General features: G+C 43.0%; 23 protein-coding genes. 6 read left to right on the top strand and 17 right to left on the bottom strand.

The annotated features are described in order from the left end of the window. Nucleotides 1–53 precede the first annotated feature (53 nt). Nucleotides 54–1,220, top strand: coding sequence for a hypothetical protein (locus tag P3L56_RS22440; RefSeq protein WP_166268269.1), 1,167 nt, complete (start codon nt 54–56; stop codon nt 1,218–1,220). Nucleotides 1,221–1,489: 269 nt separating this feature from the next. On the opposite strand, the gene dnaB is transcribed toward P3L56_RS22440, so the two are convergent. The 4 genes from dnaB to P3L56_RS22420 all read right to left on the bottom strand — a co-directional run bounded on the left by dnaB (nt 1,490) and on the right by P3L56_RS22420 (nt 5,397). Beyond that, nucleotides 1,490–2,899, bottom strand: a complete 1,410-nt coding sequence (gene dnaB, locus P3L56_RS22435; protein WP_042847063.1) for a replicative DNA helicase — start codon at nt 2,897–2,899, stop codon at nt 1,490–1,492. Between the two features lie 8 nt (nt 2,900–2,907). Further along, a complete protein-coding gene (locus P3L56_RS22430) occupies nt 2,908–3,270 on the bottom strand; it encodes a hypothetical protein (protein WP_042847064.1) in 363 nt (120 codons plus the stop codon). Nucleotides 3,271–3,385: 115 nt separating this feature from the next. Next, nucleotides 3,386–4,528: a ParB/RepB/Spo0J family partition protein gene (locus P3L56_RS22425; protein WP_042847065.1), complete on the bottom strand. Its 1,143-nt coding sequence runs from the start codon at nt 4,526–4,528 to the stop codon at nt 3,386–3,388. Between the two features lie 191 nt (nt 4,529–4,719). After that, nucleotides 4,720–5,397, bottom strand: a complete 678-nt coding sequence (locus P3L56_RS22420; protein ID WP_191901265.1) for a hypothetical protein — start codon at nt 5,395–5,397, stop codon at nt 4,720–4,722. A 479-nt stretch (nt 5,398–5,876) separates the two neighbouring features. On the opposite strand from P3L56_RS22420, the gene P3L56_RS22415 reads away from it, so the two are divergent. From P3L56_RS22415 to P3L56_RS22405, 3 genes are all read left to right on the top strand, one after another. After that, nucleotides 5,877–7,052 (top strand): tyrosine-type recombinase/integrase, encoded by a 1,176-nt coding sequence (locus P3L56_RS22415; RefSeq protein ID WP_210843311.1) that lies wholly within the window; start codon nt 5,877–5,879, stop codon nt 7,050–7,052. A 1,262-nt stretch (nt 7,053–8,314) separates the two neighbouring features. Next, entirely contained in the window at nt 8,315–9,988 is a 1,674-nt protein-coding gene (locus P3L56_RS22410) for a sulfatase (RefSeq protein WP_166268322.1), read from the top strand. A gap of 42 nt (nt 9,989–10,030) precedes the next feature. After that, nucleotides 10,031–11,191, top strand: a complete 1,161-nt coding sequence (locus P3L56_RS22405; RefSeq protein ID WP_166268324.1) for an anaerobic sulfatase maturase — start codon at nt 10,031–10,033, stop codon at nt 11,189–11,191. A gap of 127 nt (nt 11,192–11,318) precedes the next feature. Here the strand turns inward: P3L56_RS22405 and P3L56_RS22400 are convergent, their stop codons facing one another. From P3L56_RS22400 to P3L56_RS22355, 10 genes are all read right to left on the bottom strand, one after another. Next, a complete protein-coding gene (locus P3L56_RS22400) occupies nt 11,319–12,077 on the bottom strand; it encodes a tetratricopeptide repeat protein (protein ID WP_227336991.1) in 759 nt (252 codons plus the stop codon). Between the two features lie 279 nt (nt 12,078–12,356). After that, nucleotides 12,357–12,989, bottom strand: a complete 633-nt coding sequence (locus P3L56_RS22395; RefSeq protein ID WP_052219367.1) for a hypothetical protein — start codon at nt 12,987–12,989, stop codon at nt 12,357–12,359. After that, nucleotides 12,986–13,546, bottom strand: coding sequence for a hypothetical protein (locus P3L56_RS22390; RefSeq protein WP_052219368.1), 561 nt, complete (start codon nt 13,544–13,546; stop codon nt 12,986–12,988). Before P3L56_RS22390 ends, P3L56_RS22395 begins: the two co-directional genes overlap by 4 nt. A 59-nt stretch (nt 13,547–13,605) precedes the next feature. Then, nucleotides 13,606–13,782: a hypothetical protein gene (locus P3L56_RS22385; RefSeq protein WP_162762197.1), complete on the bottom strand. Its 177-nt coding sequence runs from the start codon at nt 13,780–13,782 to the stop codon at nt 13,606–13,608. A gap of 106 nt (nt 13,783–13,888) precedes the next feature. Next, a complete protein-coding gene (locus tag P3L56_RS22380; RefSeq protein WP_042847123.1) occupies nt 13,889–14,377 on the bottom strand; it encodes a hypothetical protein in 489 nt (162 codons plus the stop codon). Between the two features lie 335 nt (nt 14,378–14,712). After that, nucleotides 14,713–15,144: a hypothetical protein gene (locus P3L56_RS22375; protein WP_042847127.1), complete on the bottom strand. Its 432-nt coding sequence runs from the start codon at nt 15,142–15,144 to the stop codon at nt 14,713–14,715. 6 nt (nt 15,145–15,150) lie between these two features. Next, a complete protein-coding gene (locus tag P3L56_RS22370; protein WP_042847130.1) occupies nt 15,151–15,405 on the bottom strand; it encodes a hypothetical protein in 255 nt (84 codons plus the stop codon). Continuing rightward, complete coding sequence (locus tag P3L56_RS22365; RefSeq protein ID WP_042847132.1) at nt 15,402–15,959, bottom strand: hypothetical protein; 558 nt, start codon at nt 15,957–15,959, stop codon at nt 15,402–15,404. The genes P3L56_RS22370 and P3L56_RS22365 overlap by 4 nt, the downstream gene beginning before the upstream one ends. After that, nucleotides 15,956–16,420 (bottom strand): ASCH domain-containing protein, encoded by a 465-nt coding sequence (locus tag P3L56_RS22360; protein WP_052219369.1) that lies wholly within the window; start codon nt 16,418–16,420, stop codon nt 15,956–15,958. The genes P3L56_RS22365 and P3L56_RS22360 overlap by 4 nt, the downstream gene beginning before the upstream one ends. Continuing rightward, nucleotides 16,417–16,719 carry a hypothetical protein gene (locus P3L56_RS22355; protein ID WP_042847133.1) on the bottom strand — a complete coding sequence of 101 codons (303 nt, stop codon included), beginning with the start codon at nt 16,717–16,719 and terminating at the stop codon, nt 16,417–16,419. The genes P3L56_RS22360 and P3L56_RS22355 overlap by 4 nt, the downstream gene beginning before the upstream one ends. A gap of 326 nt (nt 16,720–17,045) precedes the next feature. Between P3L56_RS22355 and P3L56_RS22350 the strand changes: the two genes are divergently transcribed. Continuing rightward, nucleotides 17,046–18,095, top strand: a complete 1,050-nt coding sequence (locus tag P3L56_RS22350; RefSeq protein ID WP_052219370.1) for an HNH endonuclease — start codon at nt 17,046–17,048, stop codon at nt 18,093–18,095. A 151-nt stretch (nt 18,096–18,246) separates the two neighbouring features. Beyond that, nucleotides 18,247–19,332, top strand: coding sequence for a hypothetical protein (locus P3L56_RS22345; protein ID WP_042847135.1), 1,086 nt, complete (start codon nt 18,247–18,249; stop codon nt 19,330–19,332). A 17-nt stretch (nt 19,333–19,349) separates the two neighbouring features. Here P3L56_RS22345 and P3L56_RS22340 read toward each other — a convergent pair whose 3' ends face one another. Genes P3L56_RS22340 through P3L56_RS22330 form a run of 3 tightly spaced genes read right to left on the bottom strand, consistent with a single transcriptional unit; the run spans nt 19,350 to nt 21,014 of the window. Continuing rightward, nucleotides 19,350–19,679, bottom strand: coding sequence for a hypothetical protein (locus P3L56_RS22340; protein ID WP_042847137.1), 330 nt, complete (start codon nt 19,677–19,679; stop codon nt 19,350–19,352). Next, nucleotides 19,676–20,449, bottom strand: coding sequence for a hypothetical protein (locus tag P3L56_RS22335; protein ID WP_052219371.1), 774 nt, complete (start codon nt 20,447–20,449; stop codon nt 19,676–19,678). Before P3L56_RS22335 ends, P3L56_RS22340 begins: the two co-directional genes overlap by 4 nt. Continuing rightward, entirely contained in the window at nt 20,436–21,014 is a 579-nt protein-coding gene (locus tag P3L56_RS22330) for a hypothetical protein (protein WP_042847139.1), read from the bottom strand. The genes P3L56_RS22335 and P3L56_RS22330 overlap by 14 nt, the downstream gene beginning before the upstream one ends. Between the last annotated feature and the right edge of the window lie 48 nt (nt 21,015–21,062).

The raw sequence follows: 21,062 nt of genomic DNA, 5'->3' as shown, positions 1-21,062 counted from the left end.
TTAAATTTATAATATTCTGTGATAAATTAGACTAAAACCTAAAAGGTTATCTCATGTGGCAAATTGAACTGGAAAGTATAATTAAGAAATTGGATTCAGATTACGAAATTGCGAAGGAGGAAACATTATGCTGTTCAGGGGCAGCTTATTGTGCTTTTGAAGCAAATACAGAAACCTTCAAATATGCAATTGGTTTTATAGAAAGATTTTTTTCGAATAGCAAATTCTTCACCTACATCCTAACATCCTATGAAAATCAAGAAATAATTAATCAGTATATTTCTAATGATGAAAGTAAAGACATTTCATTCGTAATTAAAGGGGCTGACATTTATAATAATTGTAACTGCCTACGCAGCCACCGAAATATTATTAGCCTTAGCTTTATCAATGAGCATAAAGAAAAAACAAAATGGAAATGCCATCATGGCGGCTCTTATGCATCTTGGTTGAGTGGTGCGCACGAAAGAATTGATGTAGCAACATATAACTTGCAACAAATAAAGTTAATTAAAAACAAACTTGAGTTATTTGATTTTATAGAAAAACGATATTACTATCCGAATGAAACATCAAGTGTTAATGATAATAAAATAACACAACATAAAGACAATTATAAGTATTACCATATTTTAGATAGTATTATAAAACAATTCAATAGGGATAAACCGAACGATCTAACAGAAAGAAATGTCGATATCGAATCAATTTCTCAGGAATACAATGCCAATGGAGTGAAGCTAAAACTGGTTGACGCACAGTTTGCCCGGTATAGCTTGTTATCTATTAATGAGTTTACTAACATAGAAAACGACGGTCCGTTTGGTGCTGTGTTTGACAGTCGAATAAATAAGAAATTGCAAATTAATACTTCTCCAAAGTTATTAAATATATTTAAAGAGTTGATCTCCTGTAACTATTTAAAAAATCTAGCATTAAAGCCAATGGGTATCATTGACGTAGGTTTCGGATTGGAATCTATAGAACGAGGCGCCCCTCTTGGTGCATCAATAAAAATGCTACCTTCATTATCTTGTTTTTATGGTGTGATATATAATGATAAATTAATAGTTTCACACAACAAAGAAAAGCAAGAAATAACATTTGAAGAATTAAGGGATGATTACAATCTATTGGATGACGGCTGCGTTGTTACTCAAGTTATTCACATTAAATATTTTATAGTCAAGAATGTGGAGAATACTTCATTGAGCATCTAGATCATGAGTATATTTTATATGATTCATCTGAATATACATTAAAAGAGGAAAAACCTGAACAAAAAGGCAGTGTAGATAAAATAAAAACATTTAAAATTGACAACTCGAAAATTCCTTTTTTCTATAAGCATAAAGGTAATTACTTGCTACTCATAATTCTTGAGCTATATTTTATGAATAAAGAATTATTGCGAGAGTATTTTGAAGAAGTAAATAAGAACAAATAGATAAGTTTAAAAAAAGCCAGAATACCCTGGCTTTGGTAACATTCAATATTCTTCAAACTGTGGTCCGGTGTAGTTGTCAAATCGCGACCACTGGCCGTTGAAGGCCAAACGAACCGAGCCGATAGGCCCGTTACGCTGCTTACCCAGGATAATTTCGGCTACCCCTTTGTGCTCGCTATTCTCGTTGTAGACCTCGTCACGGTAGATGAACATGATGAGGTCCGCATCTTGCTCTATCGAACCCGACTCGCGCAGATCCGAGTTTACGGGTCGTTTATCTGCTCGTTGCTCCAGTGAGCGGTTAAGCTGCGATAAGGCCACCACGGGTACCTGTAGTTCCTTCGCAAGCGCCTTCAAAGAGCGGGATATTTCTGCTATTTCCTGTGTTCGGTTGTCTTTCAACGCCGGAACCCGCATCAACTGAAGGTAGTCCACCATGATCAGGCTCAAACCACCGTTTTCACGAAACACTCGCCGTGCCCGCGATCGCAATTCAGTCGGAGTTAGGCCGCTGCTGTCGTCGATATAGACGTTTCGTTTTTCCAGCAAAATGCCCATCGTGCTTGAAATACGAGCCCAATCTTCGTCATCCAGTTGGCCCGTCCTGATTTTGGTCTGGTCAACGCGGGACATGGAAGCCAGCATACGCATCATGATTTGTTCACCTGGCATCTCCAGGCTGAAAATCATCACAGGCTTGTCCTGTGTCATCGCTGCGTTCTCACAGATGTTCATCGCAAAGGTGGTTTTACCCATTGAAGGGCGCGCTGCGACGATGATCAGGTCGGACTTTTGGAGTCCGGCTGTCTTTTTGTTCAGATCGGTGTAACCCGTATCGACGCCTGTCACCCCGTCATGCGGTGTTTGGTACAGCTGCTCGATGCGCGTTACAGTTTTCTCCAGAATGGCATCAATGCCCATCGGCCCGCTGTCTTTATTAGTTCGAGCCTCTGCAATCTGGAACACACGGCTTTCGGCCAGGTCCAGTAATTCAGCACTATTCCGACCCTGGGGATCGTAACCCGCATCCGCAATATCATTGGCCGCAGTGATCATTTCCCTCACTACGGCACGCTCACGCACGATGTCGGCGTAGGCTGTGATGTTAGCGGCGCTTGGGGTATTTTTCGACAGTTCGGCCAGATAGGCAAAGCCACCGACCAAGTCAAGCTGGTTGTGTTGCTCCAGTGCTTCAGCAAGTGTGATCAGGTCAATCGGTCGGCTTGATTCCACCAGCCGTTGCATCATGGTAAAAATACTTTTGTGGGCACGGGTAAAGAAATCCCCTTCCACAACACGTTCGCTCACCAAATCCCAGCGTTCATTGTCCAGCATCAGACCGCCAAGAACGGATTGCTCCGCTTCAAGTGAATGGGGAGGCATTCGAAGACCAGCCAGACGCATATCTTGTTCAGTGGCGATCGTGGACGAACGTTGATTTTTCTCTTTCATCACCGGCCTCACAGCGTGTTTCGTTGCGCGATTTGGCGTTCACATTCAGCCGCCAAGGACGGGTAATGCTGTGCAATTGCAGAATACAGTTGCTGGCTCATGCAAGAGGCTTCACGTTCCTGCCCAGAGCTACGATACGCATTTTCTTTATCGTGATCGTAGTTGCTGAGCAGCTGTCGAACGTAATTCACTTTTATGCGAGCCAGAAACGCGTCGGTGTTTTTGCCTTTTCGGCGAATGGAATGGCCTTTCCCCAGCGCGCGCGGCTTACAGCCTCGGCTTTCATAGTGGGAGATAGCTAACGTTTCCAAGGAAGCGTCATCAATGACGCGGATGGTGATTTTAGGCAGGATAGGCAGTGCGTGATCCATAAAACCTCCGAGCTGCCGTGACGTTATTTTTTTATTGAACGGCACGGGCGGTGTAGTGAAGTGAGATAAAAAAGGCCGGAGAACCGGCCTAATCTTGCGAAGACAGCGCGTTGGTTTATGCCTCAGCGTCGCCCTCGCCTTCACCGTCATGAGCCTCAGTGGCTTCTTCATTGCCTTCGTTTTCAGCCTCAGCAGCTTCTTTCGCCGCCTGTTCGGCTTCCTCTTCCAGCTTGGCCGCTTCTACATCGCTCAGCGCTGCCATCAGCTGGCGGGCAACTTCAGGGGACAGACGCAGCACCACTTCTTCCGGCACGGTCTCAGCGATTTCAATCTGGTTTTCGTGCTCAGCCGTTGGTGCGGGAGGGATCTGCGAGCGCAGCTGATCCAACGTCGGCAACAGGCTTTCGAAGGTTTTGCGCACGACTTTTGGTTTCACCTTGGCTTTCTTCGGCGAAGACACATAGCGCGCGGTGACGCGGTTTTTACCTGCTTGCTCGGCTTTAGCCAGAGAAGCCATCAGGATGTCGAAAGCGTCACGGTCGGTGCCTTGGCAATCAGTGATCACGTCAATCGCAACATCACCGGACACTTTATCGTCTCGTACCAATTTTTTAATGCGCTCTTCGGCTTTAGCCAGGATCAGGCTGCGACGAACGGTTACGCCGGACAGACCCAGACGACGAGCGATAGAGTCGATTTCGTGGCCCCAATCAACCAGACGGCGGAAACCTTCAGCGCGCTCAATCATCTTCAGGTGCTTGGTGTTGGCGCTTTCGATCATGTTGAAGACTTCTTCGTCCTTACCGCCTTCGAACTCTTCAATGATCAGCTTTTCAAATACTGCACCTTCAGCGATAGCGGCCATCAGGCCGGTGAAGCGGTGGTGACCGTCGATGATTTTCAGGCGAGTCACACCGTTCACAACAACCACTTTAACGCGGATAGCCGGGACGCTGCTCGGGTGGTTCAGGTAGGCGTTCTTGAACATCTCTGCGCGCTCTACATCAACCTCACGCAGGTTCAGGCCTTCTTCAACGTACAACCATGAGACGCTGACCGCGTACACGTTGTTTCGACCAACGTTCAGCTCTTCAAACAGCGCGCTGTTTGCAGCTGTTTTGCGCTCTTTGGATACGAAGTCGCTCAGACCACGCAGCGTGGATGGGGCCTTGTCCATCTGACGCATGATAGCGCCCAGATTGCCCATCAGCTCGTTGTCACGGGAAGCTTGGAAGATTTGTTGTACGTTGATAGTCATGATAGTTACTCCGCAAATTGTTATTGGTTGTTTACGTGTTTGTGCTTACTTCTGAATCCAGTTAAACACGGCGTGTACCGGTGACGAATAGCAAATGCGGAAAAAAATAGTCTTTTTTCGATTGTTTTTTTATCGATGGGAAATGGGCGTAAAAAAAGCCAGTATTGCTGGCCTTTGGTTGGAGAGTTCCGTTACTGTGAGTTGGCTTTCGCTTCCGTCATGATTTTGTTCATTGCAGCGGCAAGCTGCTCGCTTTCACCTTCGGTGTAATCCGGCCAAGGAACGAAAGGACGATTTGTTTTGTTCAGCAAAGAGAAACCTGTAGGGCACCGCCATTGCATTGGAGTCGTTTGACCTTCAGTGAAGTTAACCAACATCAGTTCTTGCTCGCAAGTGACATCTTTCACACCACCGATCTCAATCAGGCGGGTGCTCATTATCCCAAAATGTTCATCTGCAAACTTCAAGTGGTCATAGGCCGCAAATGTGCTGTAAAGGCCGACCCACAGAAGGATCTGGATATTAAGGATAGTGCCTATCTGTCCGAGAGTTTTTTCTTTCATGGCTTTGCGTAATAAAAGCGCGGCACCAAACAGCAAGTACAGGCCACCAGCCAGGAAAAGCCATACAGGTAAATTGGAGCCTGATTGGTCCACCTGTTCAGAGCCTGCATCCATCAATGATTTGATGAATGGAGCAAGGAGCAAGAAGAAAGCCGGAACATAGAATAGCCAAGTCAATTTTACTTGTCCGATAGCTGCTATACGTTTTTCCTTGTCAAGGCTCGCTTCTTCTAGCACAACTTTCATTGTTTTTGCGAAGGAAAATATCGCTGCGATCATAAATAGGACCGTCATTATTAAATACATTTACTCTCCAAAACTCAGGAATACATACTTTGAAGCAATGGTACAATGTTAATAATTAAAATAGTAATTAATTCAGTCGCAAATTGAGGGGCATTTTCAGGTAACGGTAAATGAACTGCCACCCTTCCCCGTGTGGTGTACGGTAATCCAGGCGCGGTAGATGCTGCTTTGCATCGTGTTGATTATAGTTTTTCGATGCAGTATTGAATTGGAAAAAATGCGCGAGCTCATGCGCTACCAGCGCCCGAAGATGGTCTAGTCGGTTAATGGAATAAAATGAGCCAATTTCCTTATCCTTGCAAACATGCGCGTACTCGTGAAAGTAGCATGCAAACATGCGCAGGCCGTATATTTCGACCAAATCCGTCTCGAAGATGAGTAACCAGTACTGAAAGGTTAGGTGCTAATATAGTACCTAACCTTTATTTTCAATGTGTTATGTGAATATTCGCGTGCTGATGGTAAATCAAGGAGCACCAATGGCACATGTACATTTCATGTATATTTCATGTAATTCTCGTGGTTATTATATTTGGCAAAAGTCATATGTAGGAAAGCTAATTCGATTTGACTTGAGAACTAGAGATCTACAAATCGCTCATAAACGTTCAAAAATTCTACTTAGTACTTTTCATCGATTAAAAAAAGAATGCACTGATTTTGATGAGATCAGAGCACATTTAATGAATGAACGAGATATGTTCATCGAAGAAGGGATCCATTTAGAGGCAAACTACATTTATTGGATTAATAGCGGGAATTTACCTAATAGACAGCTGAATGATAGCCGCTTTCAAGCTAAAGGGCATAAAATTAGTCAAGTTGCTGATGAGTGGTACAACGAAATGAAATCTGAATGGAGGCCATTAACATTTAAAGGTAACAAGGCTGCGATTGATTATTTAATTAGCCTATATGGTGATAAAGATATTCAATCATTTAACAAACCAAAGGTAGCTAGTTTTAAAAAAGCTTTAAAGAATAAGTATAAGTCTGAATTCTCTAGCCAATCCATGTTTAAGAAAGTATCAGCTCTTTTTAGCTTTGCCGCTGATAAAAGGGATTATATTACTAAAAATCCTTTTAGTAATATGGGATATAAGAAGATTAAAAAAATTAACCCTAGAATCTCAGTATCCACTGAATCACACAAAAAAGTACTTGAACTTATAGAGCACAAATCTCATCTGTGGTGGCTTATACAGGTACTATATTACACAGGTATGAGAGTGACCGAATGTATACAGCTAACAGAGCAGGATTATGTATACATTGCGGATAAAGGACAAAAGATAGCTTGTATAAGTGTTAATGATAGGGATGGTAAGAGGATTAAAAATTCAAGTAGTATAAGAACTATACCAATTCATAAAAATTTACTTCAAAGCGGAATTATGGATGAGAAGCCAGTATTTCCATGGGCTGTTCATAATCCAGTATCTAATGCTGTAGCAAACCTATTTAAAAAAATAGATGAAAAGCATAGCCCACATGACTATCGATACGCTATGAGTGATAGGCTAAGAGATATATCAGACCTTCCCGACCATATAAGGTTTAGCATACTTGGTCACAGTAGTAGTACTATGACTGATAGCGTATACAGAGGGAAAGAGCCTATTTTTCTGATGAAAGAAGCAATTGACCGAACTTAGCCATGTTGTTCCAACATAGCTAAGTTTTTACCATCAGCACGCGAATATTCACATAACACATTGAAAATAAAGGTTAGGTACTATATTAGCACCTAACCTTTCAGTACTGGTTACTCATCTTCGAGTACTATCAGTACTGGATCCTAATCCAAAAAAATTAGTTATTACAATGAATTATAATTCATACTCACATGCTAATGAGTTTAGTTTTACATGAATATTACATGATTATATCAGGCTCCAGTACTGATATGGTAGCGTTATGATAAGTACAAAACTGAAGCTCAATGTGTTCTCGCGACAAAGTTACTTGCCTTTAGTACTCGAATTGTTTTGGGTCAGGATGGATTTTATCTATCGAAAGTTTCTAAGGAATCTGTTGCTCATGTAAAAAATGAAGGGCTTTTTATATCATTGAAGTAAAAGTTCAGTACTGATTTGCGGTTATTGGTATGCATACACCTTAGCTAAGCTATCAATAATATTTGTTGATTACTGTACTTGCCATTTTATTTTTATAAAAAAGTGTCCAATGGGTCAGCAGAGGTATTAAGAGATACATTATTACCATTGGACATTTTTTACTGATTCACGACCACCAATCAGGGCTATTGAGCATTAAATCAATATCACTATTGAGTTTATCAATTAGCTCTATTAGTACTGAATCCTAAACCAATAAAAACTCATCATTATTGTTAATTAGATTTCATATCCATATGATAATTAATTATGTTATACATGAAGGAATCAGTACTGATAGAGTAGCGTTATGATAAGTACAAAACTGAAGTTCATTGCATTTTCATGACAAAGTTACCTGCCTTTAGTACTCGAATTATTGTCAGTCAGGGGAGTAAACTGTTTTTATGAATACTTAAAGTAATACCTTACTGAAGTAAAAAATGATGAGGTTTTTATATCATTGAAGTAAAAGTTCAGTACTTTATACTAAGAACTATGTATAAACCTCTCGATATTAGAACTAGATTCACATTTATTCAAGTAATAAACAGGAGGATTATCATAAGTGATATTAACAGTTCAAAATTCTTTATTTGGGTAATTTTATATATAATTCATAATATTAGATATCTTAATTATATATTTTTCATCACAAAATAAGAATGGTAAATGTGTGATAGAAGGCATGGAAATTTAAATTAAAATAATGTCTAATTGTACCTGTTACTGATTATAAAGCTCCATAATATTTACTTTATTTCTTGTAAAAAATAACTGTTTAATAATGTGAGGATAAAATGAATCTAAAAAAAAAGCTTATTAGTACTTCATTATCACTAGCGATTACTGGGATGATTAGTACAAGTTCATTAGCCGCAGATGATACCAAGTTAAAAGCCACAAAAACGAATGTAGCGTTTTCTGATTTTACCCCTACAGAATATTCCACAAAAAACAAACCAAATGTTATACTTATTACTGTTGATGATTTAGGCTATGGTCAACTTCCATTTGATGAACGTTCTTTTAATCATAAATCAATGGAAAACAGAGAAGTCGTTGATACTTATAAAATTGGTATTGAACAAGCGATTGAAGCCGCTAAAAAATCAACACCAACATTGCAATCATTGATGAATGACGGTGTAAAATTAACTAATGGCTATGTTGCTCACGGTGTTTCAGGTCCTTCTCGAGCGGCAATAATGACAGGTCGTTCACCTGCACGCTTTGGTATCTATTCAAACACAGATGCTCAGGATGGAGTACCTCTAGAGGAATTATTTTTACCTGAGTTATTTCAAAAACATGGCTATTATACCGCTGCAATAGGGAAATGGCACTTGTCAAAAATAAGTAATGTTCCTGTTGATGAAAAAAAACAAACTCGTGACTATCATGATAACTTTATCACTTATTCAGATGAACCGTGGCAGCCACAAAATCGCGGTTTTGATTACTTCATGGGCTATCATGCAGCTGGTGTAGCATATTATAATTCTCCATCATTTTTTAAAAATAGAGAACGTATTGAAGCAATTGGCTATAGTAGTGATCAACTAACTGATGAAGCAATTGGTGTTGTTGATAGAGCCAAAATGCTTAATGAACCATTTATGCTTTATTTAGCTTATAATGCACCACATCTACCTAACGATGATCCAGCACCTGACATTTATCAAAAACACTTTAATACTGGAAATCAGACAGCAGATAATTTTTATGCTTCCGTTTACTCAGTTGATCAGGGCGTTAAAAAATTACTTTCTCAGTTAGAAAAAAACGGCCAATTAGATAATACAATTATATTCTTTACATCTGATAATGGTGCTGTTATTGATGGACCATTACCATTAAATGGTGACCAAAAAGGCTATAAGAGCCAAACAAATCCAGGTGGTGTTCATACTCCAATGTTTGTATGGTGGAAAGGAAAACTTCAGAATGGCAATTACGATAAGCTAACTTCAGCAATGGATTTTTTCCCAACAGCTTTAGATGCAGCTCAAATAGAGCGTCCTAAAAATTTAGATGGCGTATCTCTACTCCCTTATATTTCTAAAGATAAAAGCAACTCTAAATCAAGTGAACCTCATAAAAATTTAGCTTGGATAACTGCATATTCACATTGGTTTGATGAAGAAAACATTCCATTCTGGGATGGATATCATAAATTTGTTAGAAAAGAATCAGATGATTATCCTCACAATCCAAATACTGAGGATTTGAGTCAATTTTCTTATACAGTTAGAAATAATGACTACTCCTTAGTCTATACAGTAGAAGATGACAAATTAGGGTTATATAAAGTTACGGATTTACAAGAGAAAAACAACCTAGCAGATGATAAACCAGAAGTTGTAAAAGAAATGCAAGAAACAATAAAAGAATTTATTAATTCAAGTAAACCACCAATCAATGATATTAATAAAAATAAGTTTGGTGAGATTAAAAAATCATTAGGTCTTTAATTAATAAATGGCAGGTAATACCTGCCATATTTAGGTGGGTATATGCACTTCACAATTAAGCCAACAAGTTTCCAATGTAACATCAAATGTGATTATTGTTTCTATTTAGAAAAAGAACATATTTTTCAACATAAAAACTGGATGAACAATGAAGTTCTTGAAAAATTCATAAAAAAATATATAGATGCTTGTAATACAAAAAGTGTTTATTTCACATGGCAAGGAGGAGAACCGACTATGGCAGGAATCTCCTTTTATAAAAAAGTTGTAGAATTACAAAATAAATATAAAGGCAGTAAACAAATTTTTAATGCATTACAAACGAACGGATTACTGATTAATGATGATTGGTGTCAATTTCTAAAAAAAAATAACTTTCTGATTGGAATATCTATAGATGGACCAGAGGATCTACATAATAAATATAGAAAAACAGGTTCAGGGAAAGGTACGTTTAAAAAAGTACTAAATGCTATTGAACTATTTAAACAGTACAATATAGAGTTTAACACCTTAACAGTCATAAATAATTATAATGTAAATCATCCAATTGTCGTTTATGAATTTTTAAAAGAAATTGGTAGTAAACATATTCAATTTATAGAACTACTAGAAACAGATGTTCCCAATGAAAAATTTATTGGTGATATAAAGTTTGATATTATAAATTTCTCTGTACCATCCGAGTCCTATGGTATTTTTATGTCCGAAATATTTAAACGTTGGATTAAATATGATTTTGGAGATATATTTATAAGGCAGTTTGAGAGTTTTATTAGCTGTTTTCTAGGGAATGGACATAGCAGTTGCATATTTCAACCTGTATGCCACGATAATTTTGTGATCGAATCAAACGGTGATATATATGAATGTGACCACTTTGTATATCCAGATTTTAAAATAACAAATATAGATGAAGATATCGAAAATATTTCCACTCCGAAATTATCATTTGAAAAGGCAAATCTTTCTAAAGAATGTTTGGAATGTGATTATAAATCCATATGTAATGGAGGATGTCCTAAGCATCGGATTAATAAAGCTACAAATGCAAATATATCTTACTTTTGTCATGGTTATAAAAAAATGTTCTCAACAATAGTTCCATACCTAAATGCAATGACTTCATTAGCAAAAAATAATATACCATTAAATGAGATATCAAAAATTGCAGATCAAATCGAAGCAATAAATAAAGCCTAATACTTTAGATAAATGGGGAAAAATAAGAGTAACATTTCCCCATACAGCATATCAATTATTTGTGCTAATGCTTATCTATAGACTACTCCCTAATGATACCCGCCTAATTCAACTAAAATAGTATCATTTAGTACTTGATCCTATCTATATGATTCAGTATCATTTGACTATACCCATTTGAGTCACCATACATAAATCCCAATTGCAATTGAGCATAGGCATTCCCTTGCTTGGCCGATAATTCAAACCATTTAAAAGCTTCCTCATAATTATGGCTGTTATAATAGTGTGAGCCAAGGCCATATTGAGCTTGGTCATTTCCTTGTTCAGCCTCCCTTTTAAGTATTTTTAATGGTTTATCATCCATTATTCCAACTGTACTTTTACCATTTTCAGTTTGATTATTTAACCTTGCCAGTACATCAGCAGCCTCTTTAACTCCTCTGCTCGAGGCTGACTGAAGGTATTTAATACCTAAGACTTCATTTTGCTTCACCCCCTCACCGACCATGTACATAGAGCCCAAAACTACGTCAGCTTGGCCAGAACCGTTCTCAGACGCTCTCTTTAGCCAATACAAAGCTTTTGAGTAGTCTCGTTTCCCGTCATAGCCCATATAGTAAAAAAATCCAGCCTGAGCTTGAGCTTCAGGGTTATTTTGTTCTGCTGATTTCATATACCATTTAATCGCCTCTTCGGGGTTTCTTTCGACTAGCCGCCCCTCTAGGTATACATTGCCTAAAGCTTGTTGAGAAAGAGCATCGCCATTGTTTGCCAGGGTTGTTAGTTTAGATATCAAGGATTGCTCACTTTTGACAGGCAAATTATTAGCAGTAGCACTGAGGCTTAATATCAATGTTAGCGATATAAAAAAAATCCGTTTCATATGTAAACCCTTTAATTGCTTATAAATACTTGGTGATTTTTGATAATTATACGTATCAACCTAAGATTGGCTGATCAAGCTGAAAAGTCTAAGAAATAGTATTTTTAATACCTTTAATTAAAGACAATAAAATAACGTATTTTTTCAGTATACATAAGGGGAATTTTGATATCCTCACGTACAGGTCATCAGCTGTTAATGATTAAAAAAAGCCCGACATAATGGGGTCACTTCATAAGCAGGACTTTCTGGGGGAAGTAGGAAAAAGAAGGAGAGGTGTTATTTTTGTACTTTGACCGCTTCAGCCTTCATGGCTGCATCAATTTGTTCTCGCAGCTTAGTGGCGTGATGATCATCCTCTTCATCGGTTATGGTTTGGGCTGTGAACATAGCCTCACTTCCATAGCGAAGCGGTTTTCTAACCGCAACATGATGCGCCACCAGCCAATTCATGCGCCGGGCATCGTCTGCTAACGTGTAACAGCTACTTACAGGCTGAGCAAGCAATGCGGTGCGGTAGGCGTTCCAGCCTTTGCACTCAGCAATAGCTTCGATAACCTCTCTATCTTGGCTGGTAGTGTCGAGATCTGAATAATCGACAGCATCTGGCACTGCTGGCGCTGGTGGAACGGCGACATTGCATAGAGCAGCACGTAGACCGACCTTGATTTCTTCTAGTTCGTCGTTGCCGATACTGCCATCAGTCAGGGCGTGATGAAAGTCGAGCGCCATCCGTTCTGTTACTTGAACTGCCTGAGCCTCTCGGCTCGCCCGCCCTTTCCACCCTTCCCACATGGCCGCAGCCATCATAAACCAGACGTTGCCACAGCTGTCTTTTTTGTTGTCGAAGAACCAATTCACAAAGTCCATCGACATGGCGTTATCTTTGGCAAACTGCTCACGTTCGGTCATGCTATCGTTTCCTCTGACTGCCCGGCCAAAGCCAGGTGCTGTTGCAGTGCAGCCCGAACGATGTCAAACATGCTATTCAGGCGGATAAAGACTGGGTTCGGCACCGTCGGCCACGGCAGGTACCACGGTTCAGTGCTGAAGTATGGCACCTCACTGATCACTGAAGAATAGGCACAGACTGTGCTTTTGATATCGTCAGATCCGTCGATTTCCTCCCAGCACACACGGGCTTGGTCTTTGGATAACTCCCCTTCCCGGCGCAGGCGCAGCACTTCACTGAACATGAAACGCATATTCGCCTCATTGTCATTGTCGATTTCGCTGCTCACGTTACCGGCCATGCAATTGACCAGGTAATCATTGCCGCAGTCACAGAAAAACTGCTCAACGGAGCGGTCGCTCATTGCGAACCAGGAGCCTGTCCACGCCTTGCCCTCACACGTTATCGTGATTCGGCCACGCCCAGGCCCGTAGTTTTCAGTCACCACGCGGATCGGGTCAAAGTCCCGAAGCTCGCTGATCTCAAGGCTCATCACCTTGGTTTCAGTTACTTTCATCGTCATTACCTTTTGTATAAGTTGACTTTCATCAGCGCGCGGGTGGCTTAAGCCAACATCTACTGATCGGTTAGTTTTACCAGCAAATTCCACATCACAACTTCTTCATCAGTGGCCGGACAGCACCCACCGCCAGACTTCCATTGTTTGACCCAAATACCCGAACGGTCTTCAATGAAAAAATCCAGATCCTGGAGAATTGGATTTTCCGCTGGCTTCTCTTTTGCAATTGGCATGATTAACAACCCCAATAATTTTCAGAAAGATAGAACACGGTACTTTAACGCTTGAATTTTTGAGTCTAACACCGGGTTCACCTTCCGGGAATTACTGACATTGCTTTTAACTCTGCTTGATTTCAGTAGGCAGATCCGCCTCAGGTGAAGCACACATCGCCGCAGCATACTGACGGGTAGCGACATCAATGTCGTCTTCAGTCTTTTTCGCTGACTTCGGCCCGTTGTCTGGGTGGCGAAGGTGTTCACGGTAGATCGCAGGCCACTGCACTGCGAGCATCGCCCGCAGCTGTTCGTCGGTCGGTTTTTTCGGTACCAGCATAAACCCGACAGGAATATGCAGCGCTGGTGGAGCGGCAAACACCGGCACCGGGTTTGTAATGCGATCGGCACGGTCAGCCGGATAAATGAAGCCTTTGCCGTTTTCGGCATAACCCAATGGAGGCGCTTCCTTCAGTTCGGCCAGCTCTTCCAAAGCATCAGCATTATCCCGCAGCCGTTTCGTTTGCTCGGAATAGCCCATGTCTTCCCAGCGCAACGCCTCCAGACGAAATGCCGCAGCGCGCGTTTTTAACTGCTCTACTGTCATTGCCATTACGATTTCCTGTTTTGCTACGTCAATTAGAGGGTATGTGGCTTTTCAAACAGCTCACGGAACTGGTATGAACCATCGGTATGAATAGCCCGCATACGTTGGTACAGCGATTCGTTAGGGATGGAGTGCCGGCGCTCCACATACTGCGATCGGAAGAACTATACCGGTATTGATACTCCGCCACCGGCATAGGCGCTGTTGCCCTGTATAGTTCCGCCTCCACAGAGGCCTTTTCACGGCGCGCAGTGTCCAGGTCTGTCTGAAGCTGAATAACCCAGCGCGCGAGCTCACCGGTTTCATTCCGGAGGCGGCTCAGGTCTTGAATCTGGTATTTGTCAATTTTGCCCATTAGCAGGGAATCCCTTTTCAGTGAAGAAAGCCAGCCCTTCGGAGTACATCTGCTTCAGTTCAGCAGAACCCGGCTCAGCAGCGCACTCCGGCGACCATTTCGCCATGTCGGCCAGACCGACAACCAGCTTTTTAACGATCACACGCTGAATGTATTCCCGTCGCTCTTCCAACAACCAGGCAGAAGCTTCAGTCATGTAGAAATGCAGGGTCTTGGCGAAGCCCACTCGCTCTGTCGTTTCAGCCCGGCCAGCCAGATAGTCGCAGCGTGCGATCGCAATGCTCAGACCATCTTCAGTGAGTGCATAAGCACTATCCCCCTCGGAGTGGGTTACACCGGACTTCATCACGCAGTAAGCATCTTTATCGCGCAACACCCAAAATTTTCCATTCTCGTGAACGATGTCTTTTTCCTGCATGGGGTATTACTCCTGCTTTACAGCCGAATCGAAGTCAGTTGCCCGGAACGAACGGCAGGTATTGAAGATTGCCCAGCAATTGGGACAGTTAACTTTTGCGCCACGAGGTGCGGGTTTGGTTTCCATCGCCGTGTCGCTCAGGCCACCATCAAGGCCGCACAGAGTCGTATAGCCGCCACCCGTGCCCAAATCCCCCACGGGCAAGTGAACATGCTCTTCCCCGCCGTCTTCCAGCAAAGTCACAACAACCAGGCGGCTCATCGGGCATCTTCCACGACTTTGAAGTCGATCACCCAAACCATCGGATTGGCCTCCCAGCAGTCAACGCCGTGGATAACCGACCACTTACGGGCGAACACATCGGCCAGGCAGTCACCGCTGCGGGTATCCCTGATAGAACAGCCTTCCCTCAGCGCATCGGCATCACTGATGTCGCGAAGGGGCTCAATACGAACCGCCGTAATCTCCAGCGTAATTCGCGACTCAAACTGCGTCATTTGCTGCGCCGGAAACCAGCGTTTAACTTTATTGGCTGAGCCATCTTCAAGGTCTGCACGATAGACCAGTCGCACACCGCAATCGCCATAGGTTTCACGGACCCACAACCGATCGCCTACATGCCCGAAACGACAGAAAAACGTCGGCCCAAACTTGGGGGGCAAAACCTTATCCACCAGCGCGCGCTGGCGTTTGGTCAGGGATTCCGGGAAGGTATCGAGGCAGATTTCTTTGATCAGTTGGCGGGTTTGCACCTTCTGGCCGCTGTGGATTGCCCGTACCTGTTCGTCGGTGAAATTGATAGGAAACAGTTTCATGCCCTTTCCCCCTGCAAACATGCTGCTTTGGTTTCGGTATCATCCGTATGCTCATTAGGTACGAGCAAGCTGAATACCGCATGTGGACGAAGGCCAGTCTCGAAAAAGCTCAGTCGGCCGCGAATAGACACTGGCTTCAGCGTCTTGGCATCCGCCAGCGTGAAGCCTTTCGGCCCGAAGAACCACGGAGATTCGCTCTCTTCGACACAGCCTGTGATTGTGGCTACGCCGACAATCGCGCCGTAAGATAAATACTTTCTTTCAGGCAGCATCAGGGAATCGCCATATTTGGCGCGCAGGATCTCCCGCGCCTTTTCCATGTCGGCTTTGGATGCCAGTTGCGCACTGGCGTGAATGAGCACCGGTCCGCGCTGGTGGGTGTTCCAGCTGCGGTTTTCGATGTCCTTGTGGCCGTGAGTGATAAGCCATGCCCACGGCTGTCGGATAGATAATGCTTTCATGCTTTGGCATCCTTCGCTTCGGAGCGCTTAGCTGCACTCAAAATGGCTTCCACCACGGATTGTGCGATAACGGAGCTACCCAGACCGCCGACATATTTCACGATCTGTTCACGGAACGCCACAGCACCCGGAGCGCTGATCGTTTGGCTTATTTCAGCGCGCTGCGCCGCATCAATCACTTCATTAGCCCAATCGCGGTCGAACCCTGGCATTGCAGGCAAACGTGACACAACATCAGACGGCAGCGCGTCGATGTAATCGCGCATTGCAATGACAACTTCCAGCAGTTCGTTTTTCATGTCAGATCCTTATCGCGCTGATGGCGCATAAATTATTTATGGATTGTGTGGCGGTGTTGCTTGCCGTGAAACCAGTATTACCCCACCCGTTCAGCTGACGAAGTTATTGAAGGCGCCTATTTTATTGCTTACCGATCTGATTTTTGGCATGAGGCATGAGTGATGTATAGAATGGATATTTTGTGTTGGAAGGTTTGGCACTCACAACCTTCCATACACTTTAATTTGATAGTTGTCATTCGCTACAGTTGCGTTAATGAATTATAGTGAACGTCGTAACGGAATCTGTTATTACTCAGCTCAATTCATTTTTGCTAGAGGGGCTTATGGAATTAAATAAAAATGGCTATCCAACTGGCTTGCTAGTGCGGGCGGTTTGGGACTGTTGTGATGATCTTTATGAAAAACTTGGCCGCGCTCCTAGCCGTCAGGAATTTAACAATGAAATACGAAAACGTGAGCCCCATCGAACTGGTATTAGCACTCATTCTCGGCAATGGGGAGAATGGATTCGTTTTCATAACTTTTCAACTTATGTAGCAGACATTCCGGGGATTATTCCTGAAGAAATGCTTCATCCTCAATATCTTCGTGTTTGGTATGCTGTCACTCAGCTTAGTTCTGCTTCAGCAGTGGATATTGTCAAATGGATTCTTAATAGCAATGCTCCGTTAAAGGAATCTGAAGTTCGTATTCAATTAGATGCATTAACAGTTAACAGCAAGGCCAGATATAGATATCTTGGTAGCCGCAAAAATGCACGTTCTGATCAGGGCAGCCCATATGACTTATTATTCCGTACAGGAAAATTGAGAAATACAAGATATGAGCTATATGTTCAGGAGCTTCATGGAGTTTGGGATATTAGTGATGATGGCAAAACGCCAAAGCGCATTATTTCCCCTAGGCAATGTGATCGCTTAGTTGTGGAAGCTAGGGATGAATTATTTGCTGATTTATCTGAAGAAGAAGTTGATTCCCGATTAAAAGCTTTACGTGAAGTTGTTATTCGACAAGGCCAGCCAGCGTTCAGAAGAAAGCTGATTGAAGCTTATGAGGGTAAGTGCGCTGTGACAGGGTGTTCTATCCAAGTGTTATTAGAGGCTGCTCATATAATTCCCTATGAAGGCCTCTGGCACACCCAAGTCCAGCATGGATTGTTACTTAAAACAGACATTCATACTCTTTTTGACCGAGGCTTGCTTTGGATTGATTCCAAAATGTTAATTAGGTTATCTGATTTGTTAGCTGGAACAGAATATGCAGAACTTGATGGGCAAAAACTAAGATTACCAAGTGATAAACGACATTGGCCATTAGAAATTCACTTGGAAGAACATCGTCAATATTGTAATGAAGAATTAAATGAAAATTAATATCTTTTTTATTCCTTATTTACTGGAACTCCAATCAACCCCCGATGTTCTGTTATGAGGAAAGCAGAGCTATCGTACTATCTTTGGCAGCCTTATCGTGCCAAGTATGGCATATTCAAGAGGGGGAAACCTCTGAAAGGAGATATAACCAATGTTTCGTGTTGATGTAGAAAATAAGTCATTAATCAAACTAAAACCAACAAGCTTTTCGGAGCTTGGGCTAAAGGAACGCTTTGATATTCAGGAGTGGATCGAAAAAAGTCCAACTATTTTAGGCCAGGAACTCCTTGTTATTGGAAAAGAGGTCACCCTTACTTCCAACAAGCGTCTTGATTTGCTTTGCGTGAATAAATCGGCAGCACTTGTTATTGTAGAACTAAAAAGGGATGATTCAGGCTCGTCCGTTGAATGGCAGGCAATAAAATATGCATCGTATTGCTCAAGCCTTTTACCCAGTGAGATTTTTAAGCAATACGCGTCGTATTTAGGTAAATCAGAATTTGATGCAACAAAAGAAATTGAGCAATTTATCGATGCTGATATCACGTCACTTAACACTAAACAGCATATTATCTTGGCCTCAAAGGAGTTCAATTCGGAAGTCATCTCAGCAGTATTATGGTTGCGAGAATATGGTGTAGACATTCAATGCACTCGCTTGGCTCCATATGTTGATTCCAATGGGGAGCTATTTATTAAGCCTGAAACGATTATTCCGTTACCGGAGGCTAAAGATTATATTGAACGAAAAGAAGTTAAGCAAAGAGTCATTGCTTCAAGTCAAGATGATTGGACTGGTAGTTGGTTCGTGAATGTAGGTGAATGCGAATATAGAACTTGGGATGATAATAGAAAATTTGGATTCATTGGCGCAGGTCAAGGGAAAGTGTATTCATCTGCGCTTAAGCGACTTGCAGTTGGTGACAAAATTTATGCTTACATGAAGGGATGTGGTTATGTCGGTTTTGGAGAAGTAACCAAATCAGCAGTTATGATTCGCGATTTCATTACTGATTCAAATGTTCCTCTTCTCTCTGCCGGATTAAAAGCGCAATACCCAGACGAAAACGCTGACAATGAAGAGCTTTCAGAATGGGTTGTTGGTGTTCGCTGGATCAAACAACTTCCGAAAGAGCAGGCGAAAACGTTTTCAGGCGTCTTCGCGAACCAAAATGTCGTTTGTAAATTACGGCATGAGCAGACATTAAAATTTGTACAATCCCAACTTGGTCAGTAAGAACTGCTAAGTTGGGACTATAACTGCCTACTTTCACCTTTCAGTTCGCTGATCATCTGCTCAGCCAATACCGCCGCAGAGCGCGCCTGGTTAATCAGCGCCGTGCTCATGCTGTCGTCCACTAGCTGATTAGCGCGCTGGTACATGCGAGCAACAAAGCGCTCCAACCCAGCGATTTCAGCCCCAGCCAGCAAAGGTGCAACGCCTTCAGTCAGCTGGTTAAGCGCTTCGTGCATACCGTCCACAAAGCCTTCGCAGTAGTCGCCGCTTTTACCTGTGCGATCGCTCACGCAGTCCATATCATCGCCATCCAACATCCGGCGCATCGTTGCCTTCAGGTTGTTCATTGGCCGTTCCCTACATGTTCCGCCAGCACAAGGAGGCGACGACCGACGGCCTTGACAACTTCCTGGCTACTTTCACGCGTCATTTCCTGCGCAATGTTACCGGCATGGTTTGCCGCTGCGATGGTGGCATCCTTCTTGATTTTCCGCAGGCCGCGTTCAATCGCCGGGTAGTCCGTGTTGTGGAGAGCGTCGTTTGCGATCATAGCCGCAGTACCGGCCGCGCCTTTGTCCGTCACGTCGATGTGCTCAAGAATGGCCGCATGAGCATCTTTCAGCATTTTACCTTCAGCCATCAGCTGTTCCACTTCAGACGTCGGGATGTAACCTTTCGTCGGGCTGTTTTCCAGTGCAGGCATCAGTGCATAGTCACAAACCTGAGTGATGTGACGGCCCACGCTGTCTTCCGGCCCCACTTCGCGCAGGTCGGTCTGACTGGCGCGTTGCACGACGATACCCCAAACAACCTGGTCTGTTTCTTCAGGCCAGCCGTCACAGGCCTCTCCCCGGTAGTAGTCGATATGCTCTTCAGCGGCTTTTCGGGCTTTGTCGGCGCTGTCGTGCTCATCGTAACCGCCGTCGGTACTGTAGGAGAAAAACTCCAAACCGTCGGTCACGCGCTTGAGCTCTTCCACCAGATGGATGTTCTCAGCGCGCATCTGCTCGCCTTCAGTCAATTTGCGCGCCAGATAATTCACCAGCGGCTCGTTGACCTTCATGTCGCGAGGAATGCATTTGCCGTCCAGCAGACCTTGGATCTCAATTGGTGTCATCTTTCTTCTCCTGATATACCAGTTTGCCAGTCAAAATGGCGTCGCGGATGGTGTTGAACTCCTTCGCCCAATACTGCGAATCGACGAAAATTTCCAACTTGTTGTAGTCGTGCTTTTTGCGTTGAATGAAGGCCTGCGCGGCTTCGCGCGTGAAGTGTGCGTTGACGTATTCCCACTCCCAGACGTAGCCGGTTACGGTATGCTCTGGTAACTCGCCGAGCACATCCCATTGCTGATCGACGCGAATAGCCAGAAAATCAGCTTGGTATTCGGCCTGGCATTTTTGGTTGAGCTCGTTTCGCTCGTCCGTATCCAGGTCATCCCAGTATTCTTGGGGGCTAAACCAGCGAGCATCATCTACGGCCACCAGCCGGTCTTCGATGTAGTCCATATCCAGCCCCGTGATCAGGCGTTTCTTTTGAACGACGAACAACGGGTCTGCGGTACAGTGCTCATCAACGCCTTTGCCGACGCAGTGATATTTCAGGCGGGAGACAAAATCAGCCCAGGTTTCCGCGTTTAATGGCGCACCGGTCGCGAGCGAGGGTTTCTGTTCAGTAGTCATTGTTTCGTTTTTCCATCCAAAGGGCGCTTATATTCCACAACCAGTATC

Source organism: Providencia sp. PROV024 (assembly GCF_032709665.1).
Classification (GTDB): Bacteria; Pseudomonadota; Gammaproteobacteria; order Enterobacterales; family Enterobacteriaceae; genus Providencia; species Providencia huashanensis.
This window is presented reverse-complemented; position numbering and strand designations above follow the sequence as displayed.